Here is a 26,408-nt window from a genome sequence, read left to right as displayed (position 1 = left end):
CCGTCAATTTTTACTGGGGAGTTGCAAAAACTGTTAAAAATTTATTGCCGTACATATTTTTTATAGGTTTTGGCGCTATAAGGTGGGCTTGATGAGGAACAACACAGCACACACGCACCTGGATGACAGCGTCAGCGCGGTTCGGCAGATGGTGGCAGATATCCTGCTCATGCCGGTAGAGCGCGTGGATTGTCATTGTGAGCTTGCGCAACTTCCCGATTGGGACAGTATCGTTCATCTTACACTGCTGATGGTTATCGAAGAGCGGACAGGCACCGAGCTCGATATCCGTAAACTGAAGAGCACCAGTTCGGTCGCGGAAGTGGCCCGCATGCTTGACCGGCCGGCAGCAACCCTTCACTGACGTGAACCGTCATTCCGCCGGTCTTGCGGTATATCAGTTCAGTGACTTTCCCGCCCATTCGTTGAGATGCAGATCGCGCAGTTCGTTGACTGACGCTGCCCCCGTCCTGTCCATCACATCCACAAGACCGCTCAGGATTGACGATATGATGCCTGGACCCTCATAGATGAGGCCGGTATAGAGCTGTACAAGGTCAGCGCCGGCCCGCATTTTCTCCGCCGCTGTTTCCGCGCTGTCTACACCGCCGAGGCCCACGAGCGTCATGGATGGACCGACAAGACGCCGCAGCTTGGCAAGAACTATTGTCGAGCGCTCGAACAATGGCCGCCCGGAAACCCCGCCGGACTCGCCGGCATGGCGCGAGGCACTCAGCCCCTCGCGCGCAAGTGTCGTGTTCGAAACCATAAGCCCGTCCAGCGTGTGAGAATGAGAGAGCTCGGCAATATCTTCCAGGTCGCCCTCGTTCAGGTCCGGCGCAATCTTCAGGAAGATCGGCTTGTAGGGATCGGCCTCCCGATGGCGATCGTCGCGGGCTTTTTTGACCGCCGCCAACAGCGCCGTAAGGCTGTCACGCGCCTGCAAATCCCTCAAACCCGGTGTGTTGGGCGAGGAGATGTTGACGGTGAAATAGTCGGCGACCTGATAGAAAACATCGATTCCGAGCGCATAATCGGAAATGCGGTCTTCCGAATTCTTGTTCGCCCCGACATTGACGCCGATCGGCCCGGCCCGGCCTTTACCGAGTGCCATGAGCCGTTGCAGCACCGCCGAGTGGCCCTCATTGTTGAAGCCGAGCCTGTTGATGACGGCACGATCCGAATGAAGCCGGAAGATCCTTGGTTTGGGGTTGCCGGTCTGTGGCCGGGGCGTCACGGAGCCGATCTCGGTGAAGCCGAAACCCAGCCGCAGAACCGCTGCCGGCACTTCGCCGTTCTTGTCGAAGCCGGCGGCGATGCCGACAGGATTGTTGAAGTGCAGGCCTGCTTTGGTCACGGAAAGGCGTGGATCACGCACAAGCGGCGGGCGCGGCATGAGGCCTGACTTCAAGGCCTTGATGGACAGACGGTGCGCCGCCTCCGGTTCCAGCCGGAACAGGGCATGGCGAAGAAGGGGGTAAAGAGCCTCCATCTGCTCACTCGAGCCCGGGCAGGATATGAATGCCGTCCGGGCCAAGCGGCATGTCCTTTTCCCAGGCAACAGCCTCCATGTTCAGAGGGCCGTAAAGATGCGGAAACAGATCACCGCCGCGTGACGGCTCGTATTTGAGCGCATCGCCGAGCGCGGCTCCATCGACGGCGACCAAAAGAAGATCGTCCTGGCCGCCAAAATGCAGGGCCGCTGTCTGTGCTACCTGCTGCGCCGTGGAAAAGTGGATGAAGCCGTCTTCGACGTCGACCGCTGCGCCATCGAAGCGCCCCTTGTCCCGCGCCGGCCGCCACAATTCTCGCGGCACGATCTTGTAAATGGTTGTTTCAGTCGTCACATCATTCTCCATGCAATATGGCGGGGTAACGGTCGTCCGATCGCGATATACCGTATTTTCGGCACCTTCCTCGCTTAACTACACTGTGGATGTCGAATTAACACCCGGGGGCAGGCCCAAATGAACTGGTTTTTTAAAGGTGCACGGCTTGGAGCGGCAGGTCTTGCCATCGGGTTGATGTGCATGCCCGCCGGCGCCCAGGAGAACCGCTTTGTCATGTTGCCGGGCGATGACGGCTTTGTCCGCCTCGATACGTTCACCGGTGAAATGTCCGCCTGTTCCGAGGCCGACGGGCAGATCGTCTGCCGTATGGCGGCGGATGAACGAATGGCGCTGGAAAAGGAAATTGACCTGCTTGAGGAGCGAATCGCTGCGTTGGAAAAGGCGCTTGAAAATGATACGCCCGGTCTCAGTGAGAGCTTCCCCACAGACGAGGAGATCGACAAAACATTTGGTATGATGGAAAAAATGATGCGCCGCTTTCTGGGTATAATCGAAGATTTTGATAGTAAAAACAAAGAATTAGATGAAGATGAAGCAATTCCGGACAGGACGTGAGCCAAAAGAGGCCTTACTGATGCGATCACTTGTAAAGGATTGTTGATTGGCGGTTCAAACAAAACAGTGTAGGGATGCAATCCGTGCGACATGCACAACAGCGGGCGGACAGTAACAAAAGGCCAAGCTCCCGGTATTATAACAAGAGAGCTGGCTAATATTGGAGGAAGTGTCCGGTTGGCGAGTTATTTTCTTGACGAAGTCCTGAAGGACGGCGTGTACGAAGTGCATGCTGAGCAATGCCCGAATTTACCCGATAAATATCACCGGCTCTATATTGGAGAATATCCGAACAGCAGGCTGGCACTGAAGAAAGCGGAGCGCTTGAAAAACTGCGTTTCCCTGTGTCCATCCTGTCGTGACGGGAACAAGCGGCCGCAAGTGCTCATCTCATACCAGCGCGCCTCTTAGATCCCGCATTTGTCGGTATCTGCAAGTCGGACCGGTTAAGCAAAAAAGAAATCTCTTTTCGTCCAACCACAAGCCCGGTAGCATTATGCGGCGCGGCGCGATATGCACTGCGTTATTGATCGGGCCGGGATGGACGGGCGGGAGAAACGAATCCTTCCAGACGCGGCTGCCTCTGGGAGGGGGCGTTCGAATTGTCGAGAACATTTATCATAGCAGATGATCACCCGCTTTTTCGCGGCGCATTGAGGCAGGCGCTAACCGGGATTGAGGATGGTCTGGAAATTGTTGAAGCCGGAGATTTCAGCGCGGCGCGCAGTGCGGCCAACGAGCACCCTGAGGCCGATCTGTTGCTGCTTGATCTGACGATGCCCGGCGTGAGCGGTCTGTCAGGTCTGATCGCACTGAGAGCCGAATATGTCAGCCTGCCCGTTGTGGTGGTGTCGGCTTCGGATGATCCGACGACTGTTCGCCGGGCGCTCGATCTCGGCGCATCGGGGTTCATCTCCAAATCCGCCAGCATCGAGGAAATCCGCGATGGCATCACTGCCATCCTCTCGGGCGATGTCTGGACACCGAAGGACTTCGAGCTCGGACCCGAGCAGGATCCGGAAATTGCTGACCTTATCGCGCGGCTGCAGACCCTGACGCCCCAGCAAAGCAGGGTTCTGGGCATGTTGGCCGAAGGGCTTTTGAACAAGCAGATCGCCTACGAACTTGACGTGTCGGAGGCGACGATCAAGGCCCACGTATCGGCCGTGCTTCAGAAACTGGGTGTCGACAGCCGGACACAGGCTGTCATTCAACTCTCCAGGATCGGCTCCGACGCGCTGGATCGAGAGGCCGGCGCGGTTCCCTGAGCGGTACGTCCCGGCCGTTCATAGCGTCACGGTTCAGTCTACTCTGCGGCCGATTTGCGGGACGCCGCGATCTGGTTGAGAAACGCGCGCAGCGCCGCCGGCCGCAACGGTTTGTTGAAAATCGAAATCGAGCGCTCTTCCGCTCGGTTGCGCACATCGAGAGTGCGGTCGGCCGTGACCAGAACAGCTGCGGTGTCCACATTCCAGTGGGTGCGGATGAGCGTGATAGCCTCAATGCCGTTGCCGTCGTCGAGATGATAATCGGCAACGATCACATCCGGCGGCTCGTTGCGGTCGGCCAGAAGCCTGTCCAGATCGGCGATCGAGCCTGTGCTGACGACCGAGCAGTTCCAGCCTTTCAGGAGTATTTCGAGACCGTTCACAATATCCGGTTCATTGTCGATGCACAGCACATGAAGCCCGTCGAGTGCGGCCGGCGATTGAATCGGTGCTGGCGCCCGCGTTGTCGGAAGAACCCGTTTGATATTTGTCTCGATCGGGATTTCCACACGAAAATCGGTGCCCCTTCCTGGCGTTGACGCCAGATGAACCCGGTGTTCGAGCACCCGCGCGATCCGGTCGACGATCGACAGGCCAAGGCCCAGACCGGATGCCGTCTTGGCGCCATCGTCCAGCCGGGTGAATTCCCTGAAGACCATTTCGAAACTGGATGATGGAATGCCGATGCCGGTGTCGACGACTTGAACGAAGGCCTTGCTGCCACTGTGACGAACGCCGACAAGAACGCGGCCGCTTCGGGTGTATTTGATGGCGTTGGATACAAGATTCTGGATCAGCCGCCGCAGGAGATTGGGATCGCTCCTCACCAGCACGGACGTCGGAATGACCTTGAGTTCGAGATTGTTTTCCGCCGCCAGAGGCGCGAAATCCGTTTCGATCCGCCTCAGAAGGTCATTCAGCGGGAAACTGGAAACCTGCGGTTTCATCGCGCCTGTATCGAGGCGGGAGATATCCAGCACGGCGCCGAGGATCGATTCGACCGATTCCAGTGATGAATCGATGTGCTGGACCAGTTCCCGGTCCGATGAGCCGCCCAGCCGCTCGACCAGTGACGAGGAGTAGAGCCGCGCGGCGTTGAGCGGCTGGAGAATGTCATGGCCGGCGGCCGCCAGGAACCGTGTCTTGCCGATATTAGCTTCTTCTGCGTGCGACTGTGCCTGCGCCAGTTCGCCATTGACCCGCACAAGCTCCGCCGTGCGCTCGGCAACTCTTTGCTCCAGCGTTTCGTTGGCCTGCTTGAGCGCCTTGGCTGAAGCCACTCTCTCAGTGATGTCCGCATAGGTCGTCACAACACCGGAATCGGGCATTGGATTGGAGCGAATTTCGATAATGCGGCCCGATTGCGCCAGGGTAATCGTCCAGGAAATGTCCATCGTCAGGAAGCTGTCGATGATGTTCTTGACCTGGTCGCTCCGTATATCGCCGCGTTTCGCCAGGATGGCGACAATATCCTCAAGCGGAACGCCGACCTGGCCAACCGATTCCGGCAGGTCCAGGAGTGAGCGGAACCGGCGGTTCCACACACTCAACCGGGTGTTCCTGTCGAACACGGTGATGCCCTGATCCATTTGTCCAAGTGCGCTCTGAAGCAGGTCGCGGTTATATTGCAGCGCCTCCGATGCTTCATCGAGCAGCCGCGCCGTATCCGAGGATGTGTCATCCTCTTTCTGAAAAAGCAGCGACAGGACAAGCCGCGCCGACGCCGATCCGATGGCGCTTCCGAGCAATTGTTCGGAATAGCGCACCAGATCCATATCCGCGGGGGCACTGGGTTCAAGCCAGCGCCCGCGTGTTGTCTCATAGGTATGGAAGGAGCGCTCCGTGCGCTCCGCCCCGAGATATTTGGTGATTGCCTGCTTGAGCTGTTTGACCGTGATGCCGGTCTGCCAGTCATTGCGCGCCGGTCTGATCATCGAACGTTGCGGAATGAAAACGCCGGCCTGCATGCGCTCCAGCGGCCTTGCCGGGCGCGACAGCGATCCGATGACAAACAGGGCCAGATTGACCAGGAGGCTCAGGATTACGCTGTTGACGAAGGGGTCCGCCCTCGCGCCGGCAAAGACATCCGTTCCCGGCACCAGGAAGTTCAGCACATTTGCCGCGATATCGGAATTGTCGGGACCCCCGAGGCTCGGCACAAACAGGAGATAGGTCCAGACTGCCATGCCGCCGGCAAGACCGACGATTGTGCCGCGGGCATTGGCGCCCTTCCAGACGAGACCGCCAAAAAGCGCCGGTGCAAACTGCGCGATGGCGGCGAAAGAAAGAAGGCCGATGGACGCGAGCCCGCCATCAAAGTTTGCCGACCGGTAGTAGGCATATCCCAACAGTAGGATGCAGACGATCGCAGTCCGTCTGATCTTCAACAGGGTTCCGGTGAAATCGCCGCCGTCCGAGTCGCGTCGGATAACATTTTGCCGAAGCAGAACAGGCATGACGAGGTCATTGGAGATCATGATCGCAACGGCCACGGAGGCCACGATCACCATGGCGGTTGCCGCGGAAAAGCCGCCGATAAAGGTCGCAAGAGAGAGCCAGGAAAGATCGTTGACCAGCGGCAGCAGCAGGACATATTGATCACCCGCCCCGCCGCCCGGCAGTGTCAGGAGACCGGCGACCGCGATCGGAATAACGAACAGGTTGATGGCAATGAGGTAAAGGGGAAACAGGTAGCCCGCGGTCTTGAGCTCGCTTTCGGTGCGGTTTTCGACCACCGTTACGTGAAACTGCCTTGGCAGCACGACGATGGCGACGGCAGAAAGCAGTGTCAGCACGATCCAGCGGGCAGGCGAGGTCTGATAGCTCAGGGCATCGGTGACGGTCGCGCTTTGGCGTGCCTGCTCGAGCAGATGGCTTGGCCCGTCAAAGAGCAGGAATGTTGCGAACAACCCAACGGCCGTGAAGGCAAAGAGTTTCACGACCGATTCCGTCGCAACCGCAAGGATCAGCCCGTTCTGGTGTTCGGTCGCATCCGTATGGCGTGTGCCGAATATGACCGCAAAGCCGGCAAGCAGGAGCGCCACGATCAGCGATATGTCGTTCAGCAGGAACGAATCCGTTTGCGCCTCGAATGGCGCATTTTCCATGATGATGGCCACCGATGCGGAAACCGCCTTCAATTGCAGGGCGATATAGGGGATCGTTCCAATGACTGCGATCAGTGCAACAATGCCCGCAACTGTCGGGTTCTTGCCGTAGCGCGCGGCGATAAAATCGGCAATGGAGGTCAGCTTTTCCGCTTTTGCCAGATTGACGATGCGGCGCAGCACAGGCATGCCGAGCGTGAACATCAGGATCGGCCCGATATAGATGGCGAGGAACTCGAAACCGCGCTGGGCCGCAAGGCCGACGCCGCCGAAATAGGTCCAGGATGTACAGTAAACCGCAAGGCTCAGTGCATAGATCAAAGGCCGGCCGGTGCCGGCGCCCCGTTCCGCCGCCGTTTTCCTGTCGCCATAGCTGGCGATAGCAAACAACAGCAGCAGATAGAGCAAAGCGGAGGTGACTATGACCCAGCCTGCCAACATGGCCTTGCCGATCCTTTCGAGCCGGTCCGGAGTGGCAGGTAGCATAAACGCTGTGACGGCACAGGCAAATGCGGACAAAGTTGTAGGTTCTGACGACGGTTAATGGGACGGCGCGGTGCTGGGCCGTCTCCTGTGGGAAGCTGACCGCCTGTCAATATTAGTGATTATCACAAAGCAAAAACCGGTTTAGGCTCCGGTCTATGAAAGTATTCAGCAATACAACAAGCAAAGGGGAGTCATCATGCTGAACGAATTCAAGGAGTTCATTGCCAAGGGCAATGTCATGGATCTTGCTGTCGGGGTCATTATTGGCGGCGCGTTCGGGCTGATCGTGAAATCACTGACCGATGATGTGATTATGCCGGTGGTCGGCGCGATTTTCGGTGGTTTCGATTTCTCCGACTTTTTCATTCCGCTCTCGAGCGCCGTGACCGCATCCACGCTCGATGCGGCGCGGGAGCAGGGCGCGGTGCTTGCCTATGGCAACTTCATAACCGTAGCGCTCAATTTCCTGATTCTCGCCTGGATCATTTTCCTGATGGTCAAGGGCGTGAACAATATGCGGCGCAAGGAGGAAGAAAAGCCTGCCGCTCCGGCCGCGCCGCCCGCTGACGTCCAGCTTCTGACCGAAATTCGCGATCTGCTGAAAAAATAGAACACAATGCATCAGCGGCGTCGATCGGATCATAAACGATTGTCGCGTGATTTTTCCGTTTGCTGCCTGTATGCCGTCAGACAGCAAACGGAGATCCGAGTTGAGTTTTCTTGATTCATTAAGTCCGCAGGCACGCAGTGTGCCCGAAAGCGAGATCGTTGCAGTCGTCAACCATGCCCGGCTGAGGGAGGATGTCGTTCCACTTTGGGTGGGTGAGGGCGATCGCCCGACACCGGCCTTCATCTGCGACGCGACGGAACGCTCGCTACGCGCAGGCGAAACATTTTATACCTGGCAGCGGGGTATTCCGCCGCTTCGGCAGGCGCTGGCAGATTATTACGGCCGGCACTTTGGCACCGGCGCCGACCCCGAAACATTCTTTGTGACCGGCTCGGGCATGCTGGCTATCAGAATGTCAATCGAGGCGGTGGCGGCGCCCGGTGACGAAATCATCTATCTGTCGCCGGCATGGCCCAATATCGTGGCGGCCCTGCAATTGTCGAGCACCCGCGCGGTTGGCGTGCAACTTGATTTCACCGATGGAGGCTGGCATCTGGATATGGACCGGCTTGCAGCGGCAATCGGGCCAAGGACACGTGCGCTTTTCATCAACACCCCGTCCAATCCAACCGGCTGGACGGCCAACAGCGAAGAGCTCTCCCAGATTCTGGAGTTGGCCCGAAAGGCCGGAATCTGGGTCATCGCCGACGAGATCTATGCGCGCTTCTTCTATTCCGGCCATCGCTCTGACTCCTTTCTGGATATCGCGGACGAGAACGACCGGATCATTTATGTGAATACGTTTTCCAAGAACTGGTCCATGACCGGTTGGCGTATCGGTTGGATCAAGGCGCCGGCGGAACTCGGGCAGGTTTTTGAAAACCTTGTTCAGTTTTCCACCTCGGGCGTTCCTCAGTTCACCCAGCAGGGCGCACTGGCGGCCATAAGCCAGGGAGACGACTATGTCGAAGAACTGAAGGAACAGGCAAGGCGCAATCGCGATATCCTGTGCGACGCGTTGCTTTCGACCAATCGTGTGAGACTTTCAAAGCCGGATGGGACGTTCTACGCCTTCTTCGCGATTGACGGCATGGAAGACAGCCGCGCGGCCGCCTATCGCATTGTCGATGAAACAGGGATCGGTCTTGCTCCCGGATGTGGCTTTGCGGAAGGCGGAGAGGCCTTTTTGCGCGCCTGTTTTCTGCGCAAGCAGGACCATGTGGAGACGGCCGCTGACCGTCTCTCGCGCTTTATCTCGAATATCTAGATGGGAGGCGGCGGTCAGCCGCCTGCCTTCGATACGGTCAGCTTGACGATCCGGTCGGATTTCACCGTGCCTTCGTCGGAACCGGTTGCAAACGGTATTCCGAGTGTATTCCAGACTTCCGTAAGCGCCGAACACAACTCGCCGATAAGCTGATCGTCATGGAACGGGCTCGGCGTGATCCGCAACCGCTCCGTTCCGCGCGGAACGGTCGGATAGTTGATCGGCTGGATGTATATGCCGTGAACGTCGAGCAAGCGGTCGGACGCCATCTTGCACAGTTCCGGATCGCCCACCAGAAGCGGCACGATATGCGTTTCCGACGGCATCACCGGAAAACCGGCACTGGAAAGAATCTCTTTTGTTGCCTGGGCCTGGCGCTGATGCGCGGTGCGCTCGTCCTGTGATGTCTTCAGATGGCGGATTGAGGCCGTGGCAGCCGCCGCGATCGCCGGCGGCAAGGCGGTGGTGAATATGAAGCCCGGTGCATAGGAGCGCACGGCGTCAATAACGGCCCGCGAACCGGTGATATATCCGCCAAGCGCGCCGAACGCCTTTGCCAGAGTGCCCTCGATGATATCGATGCGGTCGGACAGGCCGTCACGGTCGGTAATGCCGCCGCCGCGTGATCCATACATGCCGACGGCATGGACTTCATCGATATAGGTCATCGCATTGTATTTGTCGGCGAGATCCGCAATGGCCTCGATGGGGGCGATATCGCCGTCCATGGAGTAGACCGATTCGAACACGATCAGCTTGGCGCGCTGAGGATCAGCTGCGCGCAGCAGTTCTTCAAGGTGATCCAGATCGTTGTGACGGAATATTTTCTTTTCGCTGCCGGAACGCTTCACGCCCTCGATCATTGAGGAATGGTTGAGTTCGTCCGACAAGATGAGGCAGTTGGGCAAAAGCCGCGCGATCGTTGAAATCGAGGCTTCATTGGAGATGAAACCGGAGGTGAACACCAGCGCGGCTTCCTTGCCGTGCAGATCGGCAAGTTCAAGTTCAAGTTCGACAAGCGGATGGTTGGTTCCGGATATATTGCGTGTTCCGCCCGCGCCCGAACCCATCTTTCCGGCTGCCGTACACAGGGCGTCAATCACCATGTCGTTCTGGCCCATGCCGAGATAGTCGTTGGAGCACCACACCGTGACTTCTCTTGCCGTTCCGCCTGAGCGGTAGACAGCGCGTGGAAACTTGCCGACCATTCGTTCGAGATTAGCAAACACACGATAGCGTTTTTCCGCGTGGAGCTGATCCACTGCGTCTTGAAAAATGCCCCGATAGTCCATGGAAAACTTACTCCAACCTGCGGAATTCGTTTCACTTTGTCAGCGATCGGCGTTCCGCGTTCATCCCTGTTCGATTCAGTCCGAAAAAGCACCCGGTCACACCATCGTCCTATCAGACTTTAGACGGACTCTAAACAGCTAAAATGACGCATCATTGATCACGATCAAGCAACCCGCATTATTTTTTCGGGTTCCGGCGGTTTGCACATTGTCCGTACGTGTAAAACTGCATCAGACAAAAGTCTCATAGACTATAGTCTTATAACCGAATGGATTATTGCGCCCGCCCCGATCGTGTTTAGCATCTGCGTCGTTCCGTGATGAGGAAACGGGACGCTCGATCAGCGACATTCGGGAGGAATGACATGTCCAAACTAACCATGACACGTCGTGGTCTGCTCAAGGCAGGTGCGGCGTCGGGTGTGGCACTAGCCGCTCCGCTGAGCTTCGTGCGCGGTGCCCATGCGGAAAGCTTCTGCAACATGCCGACAGGCAGCACCGTGACGCTCGGCTTCAACGTGCCGCAATCCGGCCCTTACGCCGATGAGGGCGCGGATGAACTGCGTGCCTATCAACTGGCCGTCAAGCACTTGAACGGTGAAGGCGACGGTGGCCTGCTCAACACGTTCTCTTCAAAAGCACTCAAGGGTAACGGAATTCTTGGCAAGAAGGTCGAGTTCGTCACCGGCGATACCCAAACCAAATCCGATGCCGCCCGCGCATCGGCCAAGCGCATGATCGAAAAGGACGGCGCTATCATGATCACCGGCGGATCATCGTCCGGTGTTGCTGTTGCCGTGCAGGGTCTTTGCCAGGAAATGGGTGTGATCTTCATGGCGGGCCTGACCCACTCCAATGACACGACGGGCAAGGACAAGAAGCGGTTCGGTTTCCGCCACTTCTTCAACGCCTATCAGTCAGGGCTGGCACTTGGACCGATCCTTGCCGATCAGCTCGGCACGGACCGCACAGCCTATCACCTGACGGCTGACTACAACTGGGGCTGGACCCAGGAAGAGTCGATCAAGAACACCACCGAAGGCCTGGGCTGGCAGACGGCAAATGCAGTCCGCACGCCGCTTGGCGCTGGTGACTTCTCGCAGTACCTGACGCCGGTCCTGAACTCCGGTGCCGACGTGCTGGTCCTGAACCACTACGGCAAGGACATGGTCAACTCGCTGACCCAGGCCGTTCAGTTCGGCATGCGCGAGAAACAGGTCAACGGCAAGGACTTCCAGATCGTTGTTCCGCTGTTCTCCCGTCTCATGGCGCAGGGCGCCGGTGAAAACATCAAGGGCATCCTCGGCACCACCAACTGGAACTGGTCGCTGCAGGACGAGGGATCGCAGGCATTCGTCAAGTCCTTCGGTCAGGAGTACGGCTTCCCGCCGTCCCAGGCTGCTCAGACCTGCTACGTCCAGGCACTGCTTTACGCCGATGCTTGCGAGCGCGCCGGTTCCTTTGAACCGCCGGCAGTCATCGAGGCTCTCGAAGGTTTCGAGTTCGACGGCATGGGCAACGGATCGACGCTCTATCGCGCTGCGGACCACCAGTGCTTCAAGGAAGTTCTGGTCGTGAAGGGCAACGAGGCCCCGAGCTCGCAGTTTGACCTGCTTGAAGTCGTCAAGATCGTACCGCGTGACCAGGTCACCTACGATGCGTCCATCTTCGGCGGTGATCTCGGACCGTCCGACGTACGCAAGTGCTAGTAGACTGAAGCTGCTTGAACTCAGCGGCTAACGCACCGGATCGCCGTCCTTTGACGGCGGTCCGGAAGATACCATGCATCGCGCAGGGGAGCGCACAGGGATATGGATGCAATTCTGCTGCAATTTCTCAATGGTCTCGACAAGGGCGGCGCCTATGCGCTGATCGCGCTGGGGCTGACGCTGGTGTTCGGAACGCTTGGCGTCGTCAACTTCGCCCATGGCGCGCTGTTCATGCTCGGCGCATTTTGCGCGGTGACCTTCAACAAGCTGCTCAGCCTGGAAAAGGTTGTCGCACATCCGACCGAAAAGACCGCCTGGGGAACGCCGGTTGAAATCAGAACGCCTTATGTTGAAGCGTGGCTGGGCGATTTTGGCGCTTTCCTGGTCAATTATTCGGTTCCCTTCTCGATTATCGTCGCAATCCCGGTGATGCTGGTGATCGGCATCGTCATGGAACGCGGGCTGATCAAACATTTCTACAAGCGGCCTCATGCGGACCAGATCCTCGTTACCTTCGGTCTGGCGATCGTCCTGCAGGAAATCATCAAGCACTATTTCGGTGCCAACCCGATCCCGCAGGCCGCACCTGCCGTTGTTGCCGGCAGCGCTGATATCGGTGCCTGGCTCGGCCTGGGCGACGGCCTCGTCTATCCCTGGTGGCGGCTGGTCTATTTCGGCTTTGCAGCGGCGGTGATCGCCGCGGTCTTCGCCTTCCTGCAGTTCACCACCTACGGCATGGTGGTGCGCGCCGGCATGCGCGACAGCGAAACGGTCGGCCTGCTCGGCATCAATATCCAGAAGCGGTTCACGGTCGTATTCGGTATTGCAGCGGTGGTCGCCGGCCTTGCCGGCGTCATGTACACGCCGATCCTGCCGCCCGACTACCACATGGGCATGGATTTCCTTGTCCTGTCATTTGTCGTCGTTGTGGTCGGCGGCATGGGCTCGCTGCCGGGCGCGGTTCTCGCCGGATTCCTGCTGGGTATCCTTCAGTCATTCGCGTCGATGAATGCCGTCATGAGCATTTTCCCCGGCATCAACCAGATCATCATCTATCTGGTTGCGGTTGTTATCCTGTTGACCATGCCGCGCGGGCTTCTTGGCCGCGAAGGCGTGATGGAGGAATAGAACGATGAAGCAGATGTTCAACAGGGAACCTTTTGCGCTGGCGGCGTTTTCGCTGGTCATCCTGCTGATGCCGATCTGGCTGACGCCATTCGGCGCCAACTATCCCGACCTGCTGCAGAAGTTCGCGATTTTCGCCATCTTCGCCATGGGCTTCAATATCCTGTTCGGCCTGACCGGGTATCTGTCCTTCGGGCACGCGGCGTTTCTCGGTGTCGGATCCTACGCGGCAGTCTGGTCGTTCAAACTGTTCACGATGAATGTCCTCCCGGCGATCTTTTTCGGCGTCGCTTTTGCGGGCCTTTTCGCCCTTGTCATTGGCTATGTCAGCCTGCGGCGTTCGGGGATTTATTTCTCCATCCTGACTCTGGCCTTCGCGCAAATGTCCTACAGTCTTGCCTATTCGGTGCTGACACCCATCACCAATGGTGAAACCGGCTTGCAGCTGACGCTGCAGGACCCGCGCATCCTCGACCGGCTGACGACGGAGGCCGGTGACGGCCTGCCTTCGACCACGCTGTTCGGACTGTCGATGAGCGGCTATTCCGGCTTTTACTTCTGCGCGGTTGTGCTGATCATCTGCTTCTTCATCACGCGGCGGATTTTCAACTCGCCCTTCGGCCTCACCCTGCGCGGCATCAAGTCCAACCAGAACCGTATGGGCTATACCGGCTTCAACACACGGCCCTACACCCTGACTGCCTTTGTGATCTCCGGCATGTTCGCCGGGCTCGCCGGCTCGCTGATGGCGGTGACCGACCCGCTCGCTGGAGCCGAGCGCATGCAATGGACGGCCTCGGGCGAGGTCGTGCTGATGACCATTCTCGGTGGTGTCGGAACCCTGGTCGGCCCGATGATCGGTGCATGGGTCATCAAATATTTCGAGAACATCTTTTCGTCCTTCAACAAGGCGACGCTGGAAAATTTCTACTCGTTCCTGCCGGAGAGCCTGCAGGAGATCGCGGTATCGGTTTCCGGTCTCTTCGTCGGCGAGGGCTGGCACCTGACACTGGGTGTCCTGTTCATGTTGATCGTCATCTTCCTGCCAGGTGGCATCATGGAAGGCTGGAGGCTGCTTCTGCGCCGCTTTGGCGGCGGGAGCGGTAACAAGTCCGAACCCGCGGCCGTAGCCCAACCGGCCGAATAGGAGGAGCCCGTCATGACAAACAGTGTTTTGCACGTGGCCGATGTCCACAAGAGCTTCGGCGGCTTAAGAGCCCTCAGCGATGTTGATCTCAACGTGGAAGAAGGAACGACTCACGCGATCATCGGGCCCAACGGTGCCGGCAAGTCGACATTGCTGAATGTGTGTGTCGGCCGGATCAAGCCGGACAGCGGCCATGTCGTGTTCAATGGCGAAGTGCTCGACAACCACACGCCGGACGAAATCAACCAGCTCGGGGTCTCGCGGGTGTTTCAGACACCTGAGATTTTCCCGGACCTGACCCTGCTCGACAATGTGATGATACCGGCTTTTGCCAGCCGTGACGGCTCGTTCAAATTGCGGCCTTTCGCCAAGCTGCGGCACGAGGCAGCGGTTCGAGATGAGGCAGAAAAAACCCTTGCCGATGTCGGGCTCGGTGTCATGGCGGAGCGCGAGGCCGCATCGCTTTCGCGCGGTGACAAACGGCGTCTGGAGCTTGCCATGTGCCTGATCCAGCACCCCAAACTCCTGCTGCTCGACGAGCCGACGGCGGGCATGTCCAGGCACGACACGAACCGCACGGTGGACCTTTTGAAGACCATCAAGGAGCGTGGTATGACTAAGGTGATTATCGAGCACGACATGCATGTGGTGTTTTCGCTGGCTGATCGCATTTCTGTCCTCGCACAGGGTCGGATCATCGCTTCGGGAACACCGGATGAAATCAAAGGCAACCCGAAAGTACAGGAAGCTTATCTTGGTGGAGCGCACTGACATGCTGAAGAAAACCGACGCAAGCGACCTGCAGGTCGCCGAGCCCGACAGCGCCCGTCCCGACCCGCGCGATTCGTTTTTCGCCGTGCGCGATATCCACGCCTATTACGGCGAATCCTACATCGTTCAGGGCATTTCGCTCGATCTCAACGAGGGTGAAATCCTGGCGTTGCTTGGCCGCAACGGCGCCGGCAAGACCTCAACGCTGAGGACAATTGCCCGTGTTGACGATCCGCAACTGCGAACCGGCGAGATCTGGCTCGGCGGCGAGAGCCTGCATGACAAGCAGTCCTATCAGGCCGCACAGTTGGGCGTTCAACTCGTGCCGGAAGACAGGCGCATCATCGGCGGCCTGACAGTCGAGGAAAACCTGATGCTGTCACAGGTGGCGGAGCCGCTTGGATGGGAGCTGGAACGCATCTACGAACATTTCCCGCGCCTTGCCGAACGCCGCGCCCAGATGGGCACCACGCTGTCCGGCGGCGAGCAGCAGATGCTGGCCGTTGCCCGTGCCCTTGCGCGCGATGTGAAGCTGCTTCTTCTCGATGAGCCCTATGAGGGTCTGGCGCCCGTGATCGTTCAGGAAATCGAAAAGATCGTTCGCCAGATCAAGGAACTCGGCATCACCACGATCATCGTCGAGCAGAACGCGGTTGCCGCGCTCAAGCTTGCCGACAAGGCGGTCATCGTCGATATGGGTGAGGTTGTCTATTCCGGCATCGCGCAGGATGTCCTTAATGACGAGGATCTGCGCAACGAGTACTTGGCCATCTGACCGGTCAGTCCCGTGTGTCTTGTATGACCTGCCCGACGGCGCTGATCGTGGTGGCGGTTGAACGGCTTCGCCAAATCTGATTTGCTCGACTGCAGATCATCTTTATGGAGCCGCCCATGTCGCTCGAATACCTCATCACGTCGCTGATCGTCATCCTGCTGCCGGGAACGGGCGTCATTTACACGCTCGCCTTCGGCCTTTCACGGGGATGGCGCGCCAGCGTGCTGGCGGCGTTCGGCTGTACGCTCGGCATCGTGCCGCATATCGCCGCCAGCATCGTTGGCCTTGCAGCGCTGCTTCATACCAGCGCGCTTGCATTCCAGATCGTGAAATATCTGGGCGTCGCCTATCTCATCTACATGGCCTACGGAGTCTTGCGCGAGGGCGGGGCGCTTGATGTGAAGCCGGAGAAGTCGTCTTCATCCGCGCCGAAGATCATCGTCAGCGGCTTCCTGTTGAACATCCTCAATCCGAAACTGTCGCTGTTCTTCCTTGCTTTCCTGCCGCAATTCGTGCCCGCGGGCGCTGCAAACGCGACGGCGCAAATGCTGGTGCTGGCCGCGATCTTCATGGCGCTCACCTTTGTTGTTTTTGTCGGGTACGGCGCTTTTGCCTCGGCAACCCGCCGGCATGTCATATCGAGGCCGGCTGTGATGCGCTGGCTCAAGCGCGGTTTTGCCGGCGCCTTCGGAGCACTCGGTCTGCGTCTCGCCTTGGCTGAGAGGTGATGGTCCGGTCAGTGCCGGACCGTTATCTTGTCATCACCGGCATCAAGGTCCGGCGCCGCGGCCGGCTTTTCCGGTCCTTTGGGTGCAAACAGCTCGATTTCCTGTGAGACACCGGCGAGCCGATGTCTGCCGGTCGATTCCCATTGGCCGGGTTCACTATCAGCGATTTTCCTGGTGACCAGGGCATTTGCGTTGATCGCCTTGGTCAGGGTTTCGATACGCGACACCTCATTGACGGTCGGGCCAATCACAGAAAAGGTCAGGCGTTCCTCCACACCGATATTGCCGAACATGACCGTTCCGGTGTTGAGGCCGATGCCGAAGCGAATTGGCACACGGCCGTTTTCCTGGCGTTTCGCGTTGACGTCGATACGCAAAGAAAACGCGTCACGCAGCGCCTTCGTCGCCGCAGAGGCGGCCCGTTTGAATTCCCGTTCGCTTCGGTATGGGAAGATCGCCAGCACAGCATCGCCGATGAAATCGAGGACCTCGCCGCCATGTTTGATGGCCGCACCCGCTGTGCACTCGTAATAGTCGTTAAGCAGGTCGAAATAGGCGTCGGCAGCCATTGTATCGGCGAGCGCCGTCGACTCGCGCAGATCCGACAGCCATACAACCGCTTGCGTCTGCTGGCCGTCGCCGCGCTTGATGGCGCCGTCAAGCACCTGTCTGCCGGCCTGCCGGCCAAGATAAGTCTCGACGATATTGCCGGCGATGCGCGACTGAATGGCCGCCTTGCAGGCAACGGCCATACGGCGCTGGATTTTCTGCAGAGCCGCAACATCGTTCTCGGTAAAGCCGCCGGGCCTGTCCGACGTCCAGGCCGCCAGAATGCCGAACAATTTCTGATGCATTTCATCGGCAGTGCTGTCGAAGGACGTTGCGATGGTCAGATAGTCCGTCATGCCCTGTTCGATCAGGTCCTCAAGGATCGGGAAGTCCACGAGCTTGTCCGGTCCTTGCAGCTTGCGGCGCAGGACATAGACATTGTGCTCGAACATGAAATGCATCGGGCTCGCGAGATAATCCTCAGACTCTTCTTCCTGGTGCCTGAATTGCTCGAGCTCTGGAGGCTTGCCGCGTTCCCACAAAACCGTTTCGGCCTGAAAAAGCGGATGCAGGGTCGGCCAGGACAGGCGTGCGCGCCCCAGCGGCACGCCGGCCGCGTAAAGCCGCTGGCAGACAGCATCGAACATCTCGACGATATCAGGCTCGCTCAGAGCCTGGTCGATCAGCCATTCGCCGATGCCTTTAATCAGTGTGCTGTCAGCCATTGTTTTCGCTCATTTGGTGCATTCAGAGGCTATAGATTGTTCCTGCACCGACAAATTGCAAGCAATCACTGTGCCCTGCTGACAACAGGTTGTCAGGAAGCGCGATCCTCCGCGCCGTCCGGATGACCTGGCGCTGTCTGCCAGCCGAGCTCCGGAAGGCCGATTATCCGGTTGCCGCGCAGATCGCTGGAGCACGACAGGAAACCGTTTTCTTCCATATATCCGATCAGCCAGCGTGCCCGGCCCGGCGAGCGCGTACCGTAGGCCGTGGCGATCTCCATATTGGACGGACAGGGCTCGCCTTGAGCGGCCGCCCTGGCAATCAGCAGGAATGCGCCCCGCATCGTGTCCGGCAGACCTGAGGCGATCTGCGTTGCCCTTGGCCAGTCTTCCGATGCCGCCTCCGCCACGTCTCCGCCTGCTCTTGCGATTGGCAGAAGCTCCCGAAAGCCCTGCAGGTCGGGTGGCCGGTTGATCCGGGCAATGCGGCAACGCACCTGAAAATCCTGGTAGAGCAGAGAAACCGGACGGTAGGCAGCCTCTGGATCCTCCATCATCTGCGACAGGATATCGATGACCGCGGCGGTGATGTCGGCTTCATCATGTTTATCCTCCGCTTCTCCCGGCGGTTCTTCATCGGCCGGCGGGCTGCTGACGGCAAGCTGTCTCAAAACGCCTTGTGTGTCGACCGGTCGCGGCCGGGACTTTTCCACCGGCGGCATGTTCCCCTCGGTAGAGGCGTAGAGCAGGTCCTGCAGATCCTGGCCGGCCGGTTGCTCGGGAAGGGGCATGAGTTTGGGGCTTGATCCCATGCCTCGGGTTTTGACCTCGCCGATGGCGATTTGAACCGGCCGTCGGCTGAGGGCCGGACCGAGCGCCACGAACTGCCCGCGGTCAAGGTTGCGGAAGGTCTCCGCCTGGCGGCGTTCCATGCCGAGCAGGTCGCTGGCGCGTGCCATATCGATATCGAGGAATGTGCGCCCCATCAGGAAGTTCGACGCTTCCGCCGCAACATTTTTTGCCAGCTTGGCAAGGCGTTGGGTGGCGATAATGCCGGCAAGGCCGCGTTTGCGGCCACGGCACATCAGATTGGTCATGGCGCCGAGCGAAGCCCGCCGTGCATCCTCGGTGAACTCACCGGCCGCCGTTGGCGCAAAGAGCTGCGCTTCGTCGACAACCACGAGCGCCGGATACCAGATCTCGCGGGCGACCTCGAACAGACCGTTGATGAACGCGCCGGCCGCCTTCATCTGCCGGTCGGCGTCCAGGCCCTCCAGATTGAAGATCACCGAAACACGATGCTGGCGCACCCGCGCGGCAATCATCTGCAGATCCCGCTCCGATCCGTCGGCTTCGACCACAACGTGACCGTATTCTTCGGCAAGCGAGACAAAATCGCCCTCGGGATCGATGACCACCTGCTGAACCCATTGTGCACTTTGTTCGAGGATACGCCGCAGCAAATGTGATTTGCCCGATCCGGAATTGCCCTGCACGAGCAGACGCGTTGCCAGAAGCTCTTCCAGATCCATTTCCGCCGGCAGGCCGGTTTTCTGTGTGCCGAGTTCAATCTGGACGGTCATGCGGCCGGTGACGGGCTCTCATTTCAGATGGCGATGGATAAGGCGTTGCCGGCAATCCGACCGTGCCACTTAGCAGGACGAAATGATTCGGCGCAACCGTTCAAAGTCGGTTGCTGCGACTTGTACCCAACGGCGTCAGCCTGTGGTTTTAGGCGGATCGTCACCCATCAGGTAACGCGGCCCGCTGCCATGGACGCGTGCACTGTCCTGTGGATTGTAAAGCGCGCACTTTCGCAGCGACAGGCATCCGCAGCCGATGCAGCCGTCGAGATTATCCCGAAGGCGCGTGAGGCTTTCGATCCGGGTATCGAGTTCGTTGCGGAAGCTGCGGCTGATCTTTGTCCAGTCCGCCTTGGTCGGTGTGCGTTCCAGCGGCAGGGACTGGAGCTGTTCGCGGATTTTCTCCAGCGTGAAACCGAACTGCTGGGCAATCAGAATGAAGGAGAGCCGCCGGATATCGGAGCGCAGGAAACGCCTTTGGCCGCCGGCATTGCGCTCTGCTGTCAAAAGACCTTCGGCCTCATAATAGCGGATCGCCGAAACGGCCAGTCCGGTCCGCCGCGCCAGCTCACCGATCGACAACCTGTCACTCGCTCTCATGCGATGCTCCAAAATGAGTTGAAAAAATACCTTGACCTAAAGTTAACTTGAGGAATTAGAATGTCAACATCAACGCTGAATAATCGAATTTGAAAGGACAGGGCTATGGCAACGGCAACTCTGGAACACGTCAACCTCACCGTGGACAATCCGGAAAAAACGGCAAAGTGGCTGTGCGATCTATTTGGCTGGCATATCCGTTGGCAGGGAGAAGCCATTCACGGCGGCAGGACTGTTCATGTCGGCGGCGACAACAGCTATCTCGCGCTCTATTCGCCGGGCAAGCGACTGGCCGGCAGTTCAAGCAGCTATGTGACGACCGGTGGCCTCAATCATATCGGTGTTGTGGTGGACGACCTTGATGCGGCGGAAGAAAAAGTCCGCGCATCAGGCTTCGAGCCGCACTCCCACGCCGATTACGAACCCGGTCGCCGGTTCTACTTCCAAGACGACCAGGGCATTGAATACGAGGTCGTCAGTTACGCCATGGCGCCTGCCAGCTGACACGACTGCGACACGGACGGGACTGAAGGGAGCCTGATATGGCCTTGCTCAGACAAGCCGCAGGACACGGGAGTCTTGTCGGAAATCACTTACATCCTAAAGCCTTGGCGCAGCGCCTGTCCAGGCTGCTTCGGGTCATCGGAAACCGCCGACAGATTGTCCGCCTTGAAGCCTTCGACGACGCGCAGCTTATGGATATCGGCCTGACACGAGATGATCTGCGCCACGCCCTGCGCAGCGGGCTGTTTCATGATCCGTCGCTCGATCTCACCCGCTCGGCGTTGCGCCGCTGCGATTGGCGCAAGCCACAACGGACAGGCCTTTAGAGATCCATCTCCCCAAGCGCTGCATGTGCATGCAGCGCATTCTTCCCGGCGGTGTGTTGGCACTGCCGGTTTTTTTGGGAACGGTTCAGACCCTGCGACCCGTTGAAGCGTCGAACAGGTGAAGCGATTGCGCCGGCAGGTGCGCAAACACCGTATCTCCGTCAATCGGATGCTCATTATCGAGATGCGCGACGAATGGCGTACTGCCGATGGTCGAATGCAGCAGTCGCCCGGCGCCGAGTTCCTCAAGAAAATCCACCTTGATGGCAATGGAGTGTTCGGCCTGATCCTGGTGGATAACCACGTTTTCGGGACGGATGCCGACGCGGATATCGCCTTTGATCTCCGGCGTGTGATCGACGGCGACATGGCCGAGATCGCGGATTTCCAGACCGCCATTGCCGTTATAGTGACCGTCAAGGATGTTCATCGGCGGCGCGCCCATGAAGCTGGCGACAAAGATGCTGGCCGGCGTGTGATAGATCTGCGCCGGCGTGCCGATCTGCTCGATCGTTCCGGTGTTCAGAACCGCGATCCGGTCCGCCATGGTCATGGCTTCGATCTGATCATGCGTCACGTAAATCGAAGTGACGCCGAGCTCGCGTTGCAGTTTGCGGATTTCAATACGCATCTGATTGCGCAATTTGGCATCAAGGTTCGAGAGCGGCTCGTCGAACAGAAACAGCGCCGGGTCACGCACGATGGCGCGGCCCATCGCGACCCTCTGGCGCTGGCCACCGGAAAGCTGGCTTGGTTTTCTCTCCAGGAACTCCTCGATATGCAGCAGCTTGGCAGCCTTCTGAACGGCGCTGTCGATATCGGCCTTGGCCATGCCACGGTTCTTCAGCCCGTAGGCCATGTTTTTATAGACCGACATGTGCGGATAGAGGGCATAGTTCTGGAACACCATGGCAATGTCGCGCTCCGCCGGATCGAGCGTGTTGACCACCCGGTCGCCGATCGAAATCGTCCCCTCGGTGATGTCCTCCAACCCTGCGATCATGCGCAGAAGGGTCGATTTTCCGCAGCCCGAGGGGCCGACAAGCACAATGAACTCGCCGTCATCGATGCTGATGCTGGAGGGCGACAACGCCTCCGTTCCATTGGGATAGACCTTGCGGACCTTGTCGATAACGACCTTTGTCATTCCATTCACCTACTTGTCGGACTCAACCAGGCCCTTGACGAACCACCGCTGAAAGAAAACCACAATCGCGACCGGCGGAAGCATGGCAATGATTGCCAGCGCCATGGCCTCGCCATACTCGGGAATCTGTGAGCCGATGAAGACCTGCATGATCTGCGAAATGCCGCGAACCATGGTGAAGAACCGCTCGTCGGTCGTCATGATCGTCGGCCACAGATACTGATTCCATCCGAAGACGAACATGATGATAAAGATCGCCGCGATCATGGTTTTCGACAGTGGGACCAGTATGTCGATAAAGAACTTTACGGGTCCGGCTCCGTCAATGCGCGCCGCCTCGATCAGTTCGTTCGGCACAGACTTATAGAACTGGCGGAAAAAGAACGTGCCTGTTGCCGATGCAATCAGCGGTACGATCAGGCCCGTATAGGTGTTCAAGAGGCCAAGCCCCTGAACGATCTCATAGGAAGGCAGGATGCGCACTTCCAGGGGAAGCAGCAGCGTCGTGAAGATCAGCCAGAAGGCAAAAGTCGCGAAGCGGAAACGGAAATAAACGATCGCGTAGGCTGCGAGCATCGAGATGATGATCTTGCCGACCGCAAAGCCGATACCGAGAATGAACGAGTTCATCAGCATCCGCATGCCGTCGACCGATTTGGTGAAGCCACCCGGGACCAGCATGGCGTTGTAGTAGTTCTTGGCGAGATCGTCGCCGAGCGTCATTTGCAGACCGCCGCTGTGGACCGTGGCGCTGTCGTGGCTCGACGTCAGAAAAGCCATCAGCACCGGAACCAGCATGAAGAGCGAGCCGCCGATCAGGACCGCATGATCGACAAGGGTTGATAATCTCAGCCGCCGCTTGTGCACGACGGGTTCAGCGGCGGTGGTGGTGGTCTCTACGGAGATGTCGGATGTCGTCATCGCCGGGCCTCAATTGTAGTGAACGCGACGTTCAATCAGCCGGAACTGAAAGACGGTCAATATGAGCACGAGAACCATCAGGATCACCGACTGGGCCGACGATCCGCCAAGGTCGCCCCCGCGGAAACCGTCGAGGAAAACCTTGTAGACGAGGGTCACCGGGTTGTTGCCCGGCTCGCCTTTCAGCACAACGTCGATCACGCCGAACGTATCGAACAGCGAATAGGTGATGTTGATGATCAGAAGGAAGAATCCCGTCGGAGCGAGCAGAGGAAACGTGATGGTCCAGAAACGCCGGGTCGACGAGGCGCAGTCGATCGCGGCAGCTTCTTGAACGGATTTTGGAATCCCCTGCAGGCCCGACAGGAAGAAGATGAAATTGACCGGGATCTGTTTCCAGATCGACACGGTGATCATGGCAAAGGCCGTATCGAAACGGTTCACACCGAGTTTGAAGTCCCATCCAAACGAGCGGAAAAACTCTGCGATCGGCCCGACGAGATTGTCGAACAGCATGATGCCGATAAGGCCGGCAACAGGCGGGGCAATGGCATAGACCCACATCAAAAGCGTTTTATATGTCGACGCACCCTTTATGACCCGGTCCGCCGTAACCGCCAGTAGCAGGGCGGCTGCCAGGGAAAAGAATGTGACGAGAACCGAGAAGATAATGGTGAACCGCGCCGAGGCGACATAGTCGGAGCGCGAAACCATATCTTCGAAATTATCGAAACCCACAAATGTGGATGAGAAGCCGAAAGGATCTTCCAGGTAAAAGGAAGACCGGATGGCCTCCGCCGCCGGCCAGTAGAAGAAAATCACCACGATAGACAGCTGCGGAAGCAGCAGAAGATACGGATAAAGCGGCGATCGGAATTGTGACTTGTTCATGCGGCGGACTGCCTCTTAAGAAATGCGGGGCGCATGGCGCCCCGCATCATCAAAACTAGTTGCCCATGGATCTGGCAAAACGCTCGAGCAGTTTGTTCGACTCGATCTCGATAGTTTCGAAAGCTTCGTCGACCGTCTTCTCGCCGGCGAAGATCTTGCCGTATTCGCGGTTCATCACGTCACGGATCTGAACGTAGAAGCCGAGGCGATAGCCCTTCGTCCAGTCACCGCCCGGCAGCGAAAGCTGCTTGATACCGACTTCGGCTTGCGGTGTTTCCTTGTAGTAACCGTCCTTTTTGGCAAGGTCATAGGCAGCTGTCGTGATCGGCACGTAACCCGTTTCCTTGTGCCAGAAGTACTGCACTTCAGGTGAGGTCAGGAAGCGGAAGAACTCGGCGACCGCCTTGTTTTCGTCTTCCGAATGGCCAGCCATGGCAAAGAGCGCGGCACCACCGATAAAGGTCTGTGTCGGATCCTTTGTCAGCGACTCCCAGTAAGGAAGATAGGTGGCGTTGAAGGGGAACTTGGCAGCCGACTTGACGCCGCCGAACGAACCCGAAGAGCCGAGCCACATGGCAACCTGGCCTTCATTGAACGGCTTCTGGTTATCCGTCCAGCCCGTGCCGTACCACGCAAAGAGATCGTTATCCAGCCACTCTTTCACGGCCGCGAAGTGGCCTTTGATCGGATCCTGGTTCAGCAGCATGACCGGCGTGCCGGATTCATAACCATTGTCCATGGTGGCGAATTCAAGATTGTGCCGGGAATAGAAATTCTCGGTGAAAATCCACGGAAGGTGCGACTGGGAAAGCGGCACGTAACCGGCGGCTTTCAGTTTCGGCGCAGTGACCGACTGGAATTCTTCCCAGGTTTTCGGCGGCGTGACACCCGCCTTCTTCAGCGCATCCTCATTGTAATACATGATCGGCGTTGAGGAGTTGAAAGGCATCCCGATCATTGTGCCGTCGGTGTCGGCATAAAAGTAGCGGACGCCGGAGATGTAATCATTGATGTCGAACGGGACACCATTGTCTTTCATCAGTGTCTGAGCCGGGATCACCGCGCCCTTGGCGCCGATGAGCGTCGCAGCGCCCGCGTCGAACACCTGGATGACGTTCGGCTGTTCACCACCGCGGAATGCCGCGATGCCGGCCGTCATTGTTTCTTCGTATGTACCCTTGAAAACCGGAGTGATCTTGTAGTCCGATTGTGATGCGTTGAACTTCTCAGCGATCTCATTTACGGTCTCGCCAAGTTGACCGCCCATGGCGTGCCACCATGTGATTTCCGTTTGAGCCAAGGCCGGAAGAGCCGTTGTGACAGACATGGCGGTAGCCATGGCGCCGACGATATAATTGCGAATTGACATGATTCGCCTCCCCAAAGTTAAGCTGAACGACCGCGAGTCGGCAATGCGCCATGCCGGTCCCGGACGCCGGAAACTAGGCTATGGCAAGTAACACGCACATGTCAAAAGAATGAAGGTTTCATGACAGGATTTTTGGTGGAAACGAAAGTGGTAGTGTATGTGCGATAGGGCTGGACAATGTTCCATCGCCGCGCGGACAGGCCACTGCGCCTGCGTGCACCCGGCCAATTTTAACCTGCTGGAGAGCCCCCGATGCGCAAGCTGACGGACCACCTTGTGCTGATTGCCGGATCCCTCTTCATGCTGGTTCCGGTACTGGCGATCTTTCTGACCTCAACGCACCAGAATTCGGTCATTTCCAGTGACGGTGTCCAGTTCACATTTGGACCTGAATTCTCCAATGTTTATAGCGAGGTACTGACCCGCAAATCCGGCTTCAGCCAGACGATCACAGCCGGGGGCATGGCCATCAACTCGACGGTCCTGGCGCTTGGCTTTTCACTCGGAAAATGCCTGTTGTCGATCCTCTCTGCCTACGCGCTCGTTTATTTTCGATTACGGTTCGCTTCGTTTCTTTTTTGGGTTATTTTTGCAAGCTTGCTGCTGCCCATCGAGACCCGCATTTTGCCGAGTTTCATGGTTGTCCACACCTTGGGCCTTCTCAACAGCTATACCGGTCTCATCCTGCCCCTGCTGGCCGCCGCGATCGGTACGTTTTTCTTTCGTCAGTTCTTCAAATCCGTTCCGGCGAGCCTTCATGAGGCGGCGCGTCTCGACGGTGCCGGCCCCACGCGCTTCCTGATCGACGTCCTCATTCCGGTGTCATGGCCGATGATCCTTGCGCTGTTTGCCGTCACATTCGTGCAGGGCTGGAACCAGTATCTTTGGCCGCTCATGATCACCACGACGGGGGAGGGGTATTTTACCCTCGTGCGCGGAATAGAGCGCTTTGGAACCGCAACCAATTACGGCATGGCTCTGGCCGTGTTGGCAATGCTGCCGCCGATCGCCGTGGTTCTGGTTCTGCAAAAATGGTTGATAAAGGGGCTGGTCGGTGAACAGCGTTGAGCGGGCCGGCCGTTCATTTCAACGTATGGTTAATC

General features: G+C 58.2%; 25 protein-coding genes. 14 read left to right on the top strand and 11 right to left on the bottom strand.

Annotation, left to right across the window (positions count from 1 at the left end):
* Positions 1-91: 91 nt before the first annotated feature.
* Positions 92-364, top strand: coding sequence for an acyl carrier protein (locus OQ273_RS17120; RefSeq protein WP_267991760.1), 273 nt, complete (start codon positions 92-94; stop codon positions 362-364).
* 33 nt (positions 365-397) lie between these two features.
* Here OQ273_RS17120 and OQ273_RS17115 read toward each other — a convergent pair whose 3' ends face one another.
* Together OQ273_RS17115 and OQ273_RS17110 are read right to left on the bottom strand one after the other, a co-directional pair.
* A complete protein-coding gene (locus OQ273_RS17115) occupies positions 398-1,492 on the bottom strand; it encodes a quinone-dependent dihydroorotate dehydrogenase (RefSeq protein WP_267993127.1) in 1,095 nt (364 codons plus the stop codon).
* 4 nt (positions 1,493-1,496) lie between these two features.
* Positions 1,497-1,847 (bottom strand): DUF952 domain-containing protein, encoded by a 351-nt coding sequence (locus OQ273_RS17110; RefSeq protein WP_425493389.1) that lies wholly within the window; start codon positions 1,845-1,847, stop codon positions 1,497-1,499.
* A 183-nt stretch (positions 1,848-2,030) separates the two neighbouring features.
* Between OQ273_RS17110 and OQ273_RS17105 the strand changes: the two genes are divergently transcribed.
* Together OQ273_RS17105 and OQ273_RS17100 are read left to right on the top strand one after the other, a co-directional pair.
* Positions 2,031-2,405: a hypothetical protein gene (locus OQ273_RS17105; RefSeq protein WP_267991758.1), complete on the top strand. Its 375-nt coding sequence runs from the start codon at positions 2,031-2,033 to the stop codon at positions 2,403-2,405.
* Positions 2,406-3,007: 602 nt separating this feature from the next.
* Entirely contained in the window at positions 3,008-3,673 is a 666-nt protein-coding gene (locus OQ273_RS17100; protein WP_267991757.1) for a response regulator, read from the top strand.
* Positions 3,674-3,711: 38 nt separating this feature from the next.
* Here OQ273_RS17100 and OQ273_RS17095 read toward each other — a convergent pair whose 3' ends face one another.
* Positions 3,712-7,221 carry a PAS domain-containing hybrid sensor histidine kinase/response regulator gene (locus OQ273_RS17095; RefSeq protein WP_267993126.1) on the bottom strand — a complete coding sequence of 1,170 codons (3,510 nt, stop codon included), beginning with the start codon at positions 7,219-7,221 and terminating at the stop codon, positions 3,712-3,714.
* A gap of 241 nt (positions 7,222-7,462) precedes the next feature.
* Here OQ273_RS17095 and mscL point away from each other — a divergent pair, with 241 nt between their 5' ends.
* Positions 7,463-7,876, top strand: a complete 414-nt coding sequence (mscL, locus tag OQ273_RS17090; protein WP_267991756.1) for a large conductance mechanosensitive channel protein MscL — start codon at positions 7,463-7,465, stop codon at positions 7,874-7,876.
* A 100-nt stretch (positions 7,877-7,976) separates the two neighbouring features.
* Positions 7,977-9,143, top strand: a complete 1,167-nt coding sequence (locus OQ273_RS17085) for a pyridoxal phosphate-dependent aminotransferase (RefSeq protein WP_267991755.1) — start codon at positions 7,977-7,979, stop codon at positions 9,141-9,143.
* A 14-nt stretch (positions 9,144-9,157) separates the two neighbouring features.
* Here the strand turns inward: OQ273_RS17085 and hemA are convergent, their stop codons facing one another.
* On the bottom strand, positions 9,158-10,435 hold the full coding sequence (hemA, locus tag OQ273_RS17080) for a 5-aminolevulinate synthase (protein ID WP_267991754.1): 1,278 nt from the start codon (positions 10,433-10,435) through the stop codon (positions 9,158-9,160).
* Positions 10,436-10,800: 365 nt separating this feature from the next.
* Between hemA and OQ273_RS17075 the strand changes: the two genes are divergently transcribed.
* The 6 genes from OQ273_RS17075 (at position 10,801) to OQ273_RS17050 (ending at position 16,690) form a co-directional block, all read left to right on the top strand.
* Positions 10,801-12,144: a substrate-binding protein gene (locus tag OQ273_RS17075; protein WP_267991753.1), complete on the top strand. Its 1,344-nt coding sequence runs from the start codon at positions 10,801-10,803 to the stop codon at positions 12,142-12,144.
* A 102-nt stretch (positions 12,145-12,246) separates the two neighbouring features.
* The gene (locus tag OQ273_RS17070) at positions 12,247-13,272 is read left to right on the top strand and encodes a branched-chain amino acid ABC transporter permease (RefSeq protein WP_267991752.1); all 1,026 of its coding nucleotides are present in this window, start codon (positions 12,247-12,249) and stop codon (positions 13,270-13,272) included.
* Positions 13,273-13,276: 4 nt separating this feature from the next.
* The gene (locus tag OQ273_RS17065) at positions 13,277-14,416 is read left to right on the top strand and encodes a branched-chain amino acid ABC transporter permease (RefSeq protein ID WP_267991751.1); all 1,140 of its coding nucleotides are present in this window, start codon (positions 13,277-13,279) and stop codon (positions 14,414-14,416) included.
* A gap of 12 nt (positions 14,417-14,428) precedes the next feature.
* Entirely contained in the window at positions 14,429-15,187 is a 759-nt protein-coding gene (locus OQ273_RS17060; RefSeq protein ID WP_267991750.1) for an ABC transporter ATP-binding protein, read from the top strand.
* A gap of 1 nt (position 15,188) precedes the next feature.
* On the top strand, positions 15,189-15,962 hold the full coding sequence (locus OQ273_RS17055) for an ABC transporter ATP-binding protein (protein WP_267991749.1): 774 nt from the start codon (positions 15,189-15,191) through the stop codon (positions 15,960-15,962).
* 116 nt (positions 15,963-16,078) lie between these two features.
* Entirely contained in the window at positions 16,079-16,690 is a 612-nt protein-coding gene (locus OQ273_RS17050) for a LysE family translocator (RefSeq protein WP_267991748.1), read from the top strand.
* Between the two features lie 8 nt (positions 16,691-16,698).
* Here OQ273_RS17050 and OQ273_RS17045 read toward each other — a convergent pair whose 3' ends face one another.
* The 3 genes from OQ273_RS17045 to soxR all read right to left on the bottom strand — a co-directional run bounded on the left by OQ273_RS17045 (position 16,699) and on the right by soxR (position 20,147).
* Positions 16,699-17,964 carry an adenylate/guanylate cyclase domain-containing protein gene (locus OQ273_RS17045; protein WP_267991747.1) on the bottom strand — a complete coding sequence of 422 codons (1,266 nt, stop codon included), beginning with the start codon at positions 17,962-17,964 and terminating at the stop codon, positions 16,699-16,701.
* Positions 17,965-18,056: 92 nt separating this feature from the next.
* A complete protein-coding gene (locus OQ273_RS17040) occupies positions 18,057-19,547 on the bottom strand; it encodes an ATP-binding protein (protein WP_267991746.1) in 1,491 nt (496 codons plus the stop codon).
* A gap of 135 nt (positions 19,548-19,682) precedes the next feature.
* Positions 19,683-20,147 carry a redox-sensitive transcriptional activator SoxR gene (gene soxR / locus OQ273_RS17035; RefSeq protein ID WP_267991745.1) on the bottom strand — a complete coding sequence of 155 codons (465 nt, stop codon included), beginning with the start codon at positions 20,145-20,147 and terminating at the stop codon, positions 19,683-19,685.
* 105 nt (positions 20,148-20,252) lie between these two features.
* On the opposite strand from soxR, the gene OQ273_RS17030 reads away from it, so the two are divergent.
* Both OQ273_RS17030 and OQ273_RS17025 read left to right on the top strand, forming a co-directional pair.
* A complete protein-coding gene (locus tag OQ273_RS17030; RefSeq protein ID WP_267991744.1) occupies positions 20,253-20,651 on the top strand; it encodes a VOC family protein in 399 nt (132 codons plus the stop codon).
* A gap of 38 nt (positions 20,652-20,689) precedes the next feature.
* A complete protein-coding gene (locus OQ273_RS17025; protein ID WP_267991743.1) occupies positions 20,690-20,977 on the top strand; it encodes a DUF1127 domain-containing protein in 288 nt (95 codons plus the stop codon).
* 85 nt (positions 20,978-21,062) lie between these two features.
* On the opposite strand, the gene ugpC is transcribed toward OQ273_RS17025, so the two are convergent.
* From ugpC to OQ273_RS17005, 4 genes are all read right to left on the bottom strand, one after another.
* On the bottom strand, positions 21,063-22,124 hold the full coding sequence (gene ugpC / locus OQ273_RS17020) for a sn-glycerol-3-phosphate ABC transporter ATP-binding protein UgpC (protein ID WP_267991742.1): 1,062 nt from the start codon (positions 22,122-22,124) through the stop codon (positions 21,063-21,065).
* A gap of 9 nt (positions 22,125-22,133) precedes the next feature.
* Complete coding sequence (locus tag OQ273_RS17015; RefSeq protein ID WP_267993125.1) at positions 22,134-22,922, bottom strand: ABC transporter permease subunit; 789 nt, start codon at positions 22,920-22,922, stop codon at positions 22,134-22,136.
* Between the two features lie 132 nt (positions 22,923-23,054).
* Positions 23,055-23,936: an ABC transporter permease subunit gene (locus tag OQ273_RS17010; RefSeq protein ID WP_267991741.1), complete on the bottom strand. Its 882-nt coding sequence runs from the start codon at positions 23,934-23,936 to the stop codon at positions 23,055-23,057.
* A gap of 55 nt (positions 23,937-23,991) precedes the next feature.
* Positions 23,992-25,305, bottom strand: coding sequence for an extracellular solute-binding protein (locus OQ273_RS17005; protein WP_267991740.1), 1,314 nt, complete (start codon positions 25,303-25,305; stop codon positions 23,992-23,994).
* A 252-nt stretch (positions 25,306-25,557) separates the two neighbouring features.
* On the opposite strand from OQ273_RS17005, the gene OQ273_RS17000 reads away from it, so the two are divergent.
* Complete coding sequence (locus tag OQ273_RS17000) at positions 25,558-26,373, top strand: ABC transporter permease subunit (RefSeq protein ID WP_267991739.1); 816 nt, start codon at positions 25,558-25,560, stop codon at positions 26,371-26,373.
* The last annotated feature ends 35 nt before the right edge of the window (positions 26,374-26,408 follow it).

It is taken from the genome of Hoeflea prorocentri, assembly GCF_027944115.1.
Classification (GTDB): Bacteria; Pseudomonadota; Alphaproteobacteria; order Rhizobiales; family Rhizobiaceae; genus Hoeflea_A; species Hoeflea_A prorocentri.
The sequence above is the reverse complement of the archived record's forward strand: the minus strand, read 5'-3'. Positions and strand labels throughout refer to the sequence as shown.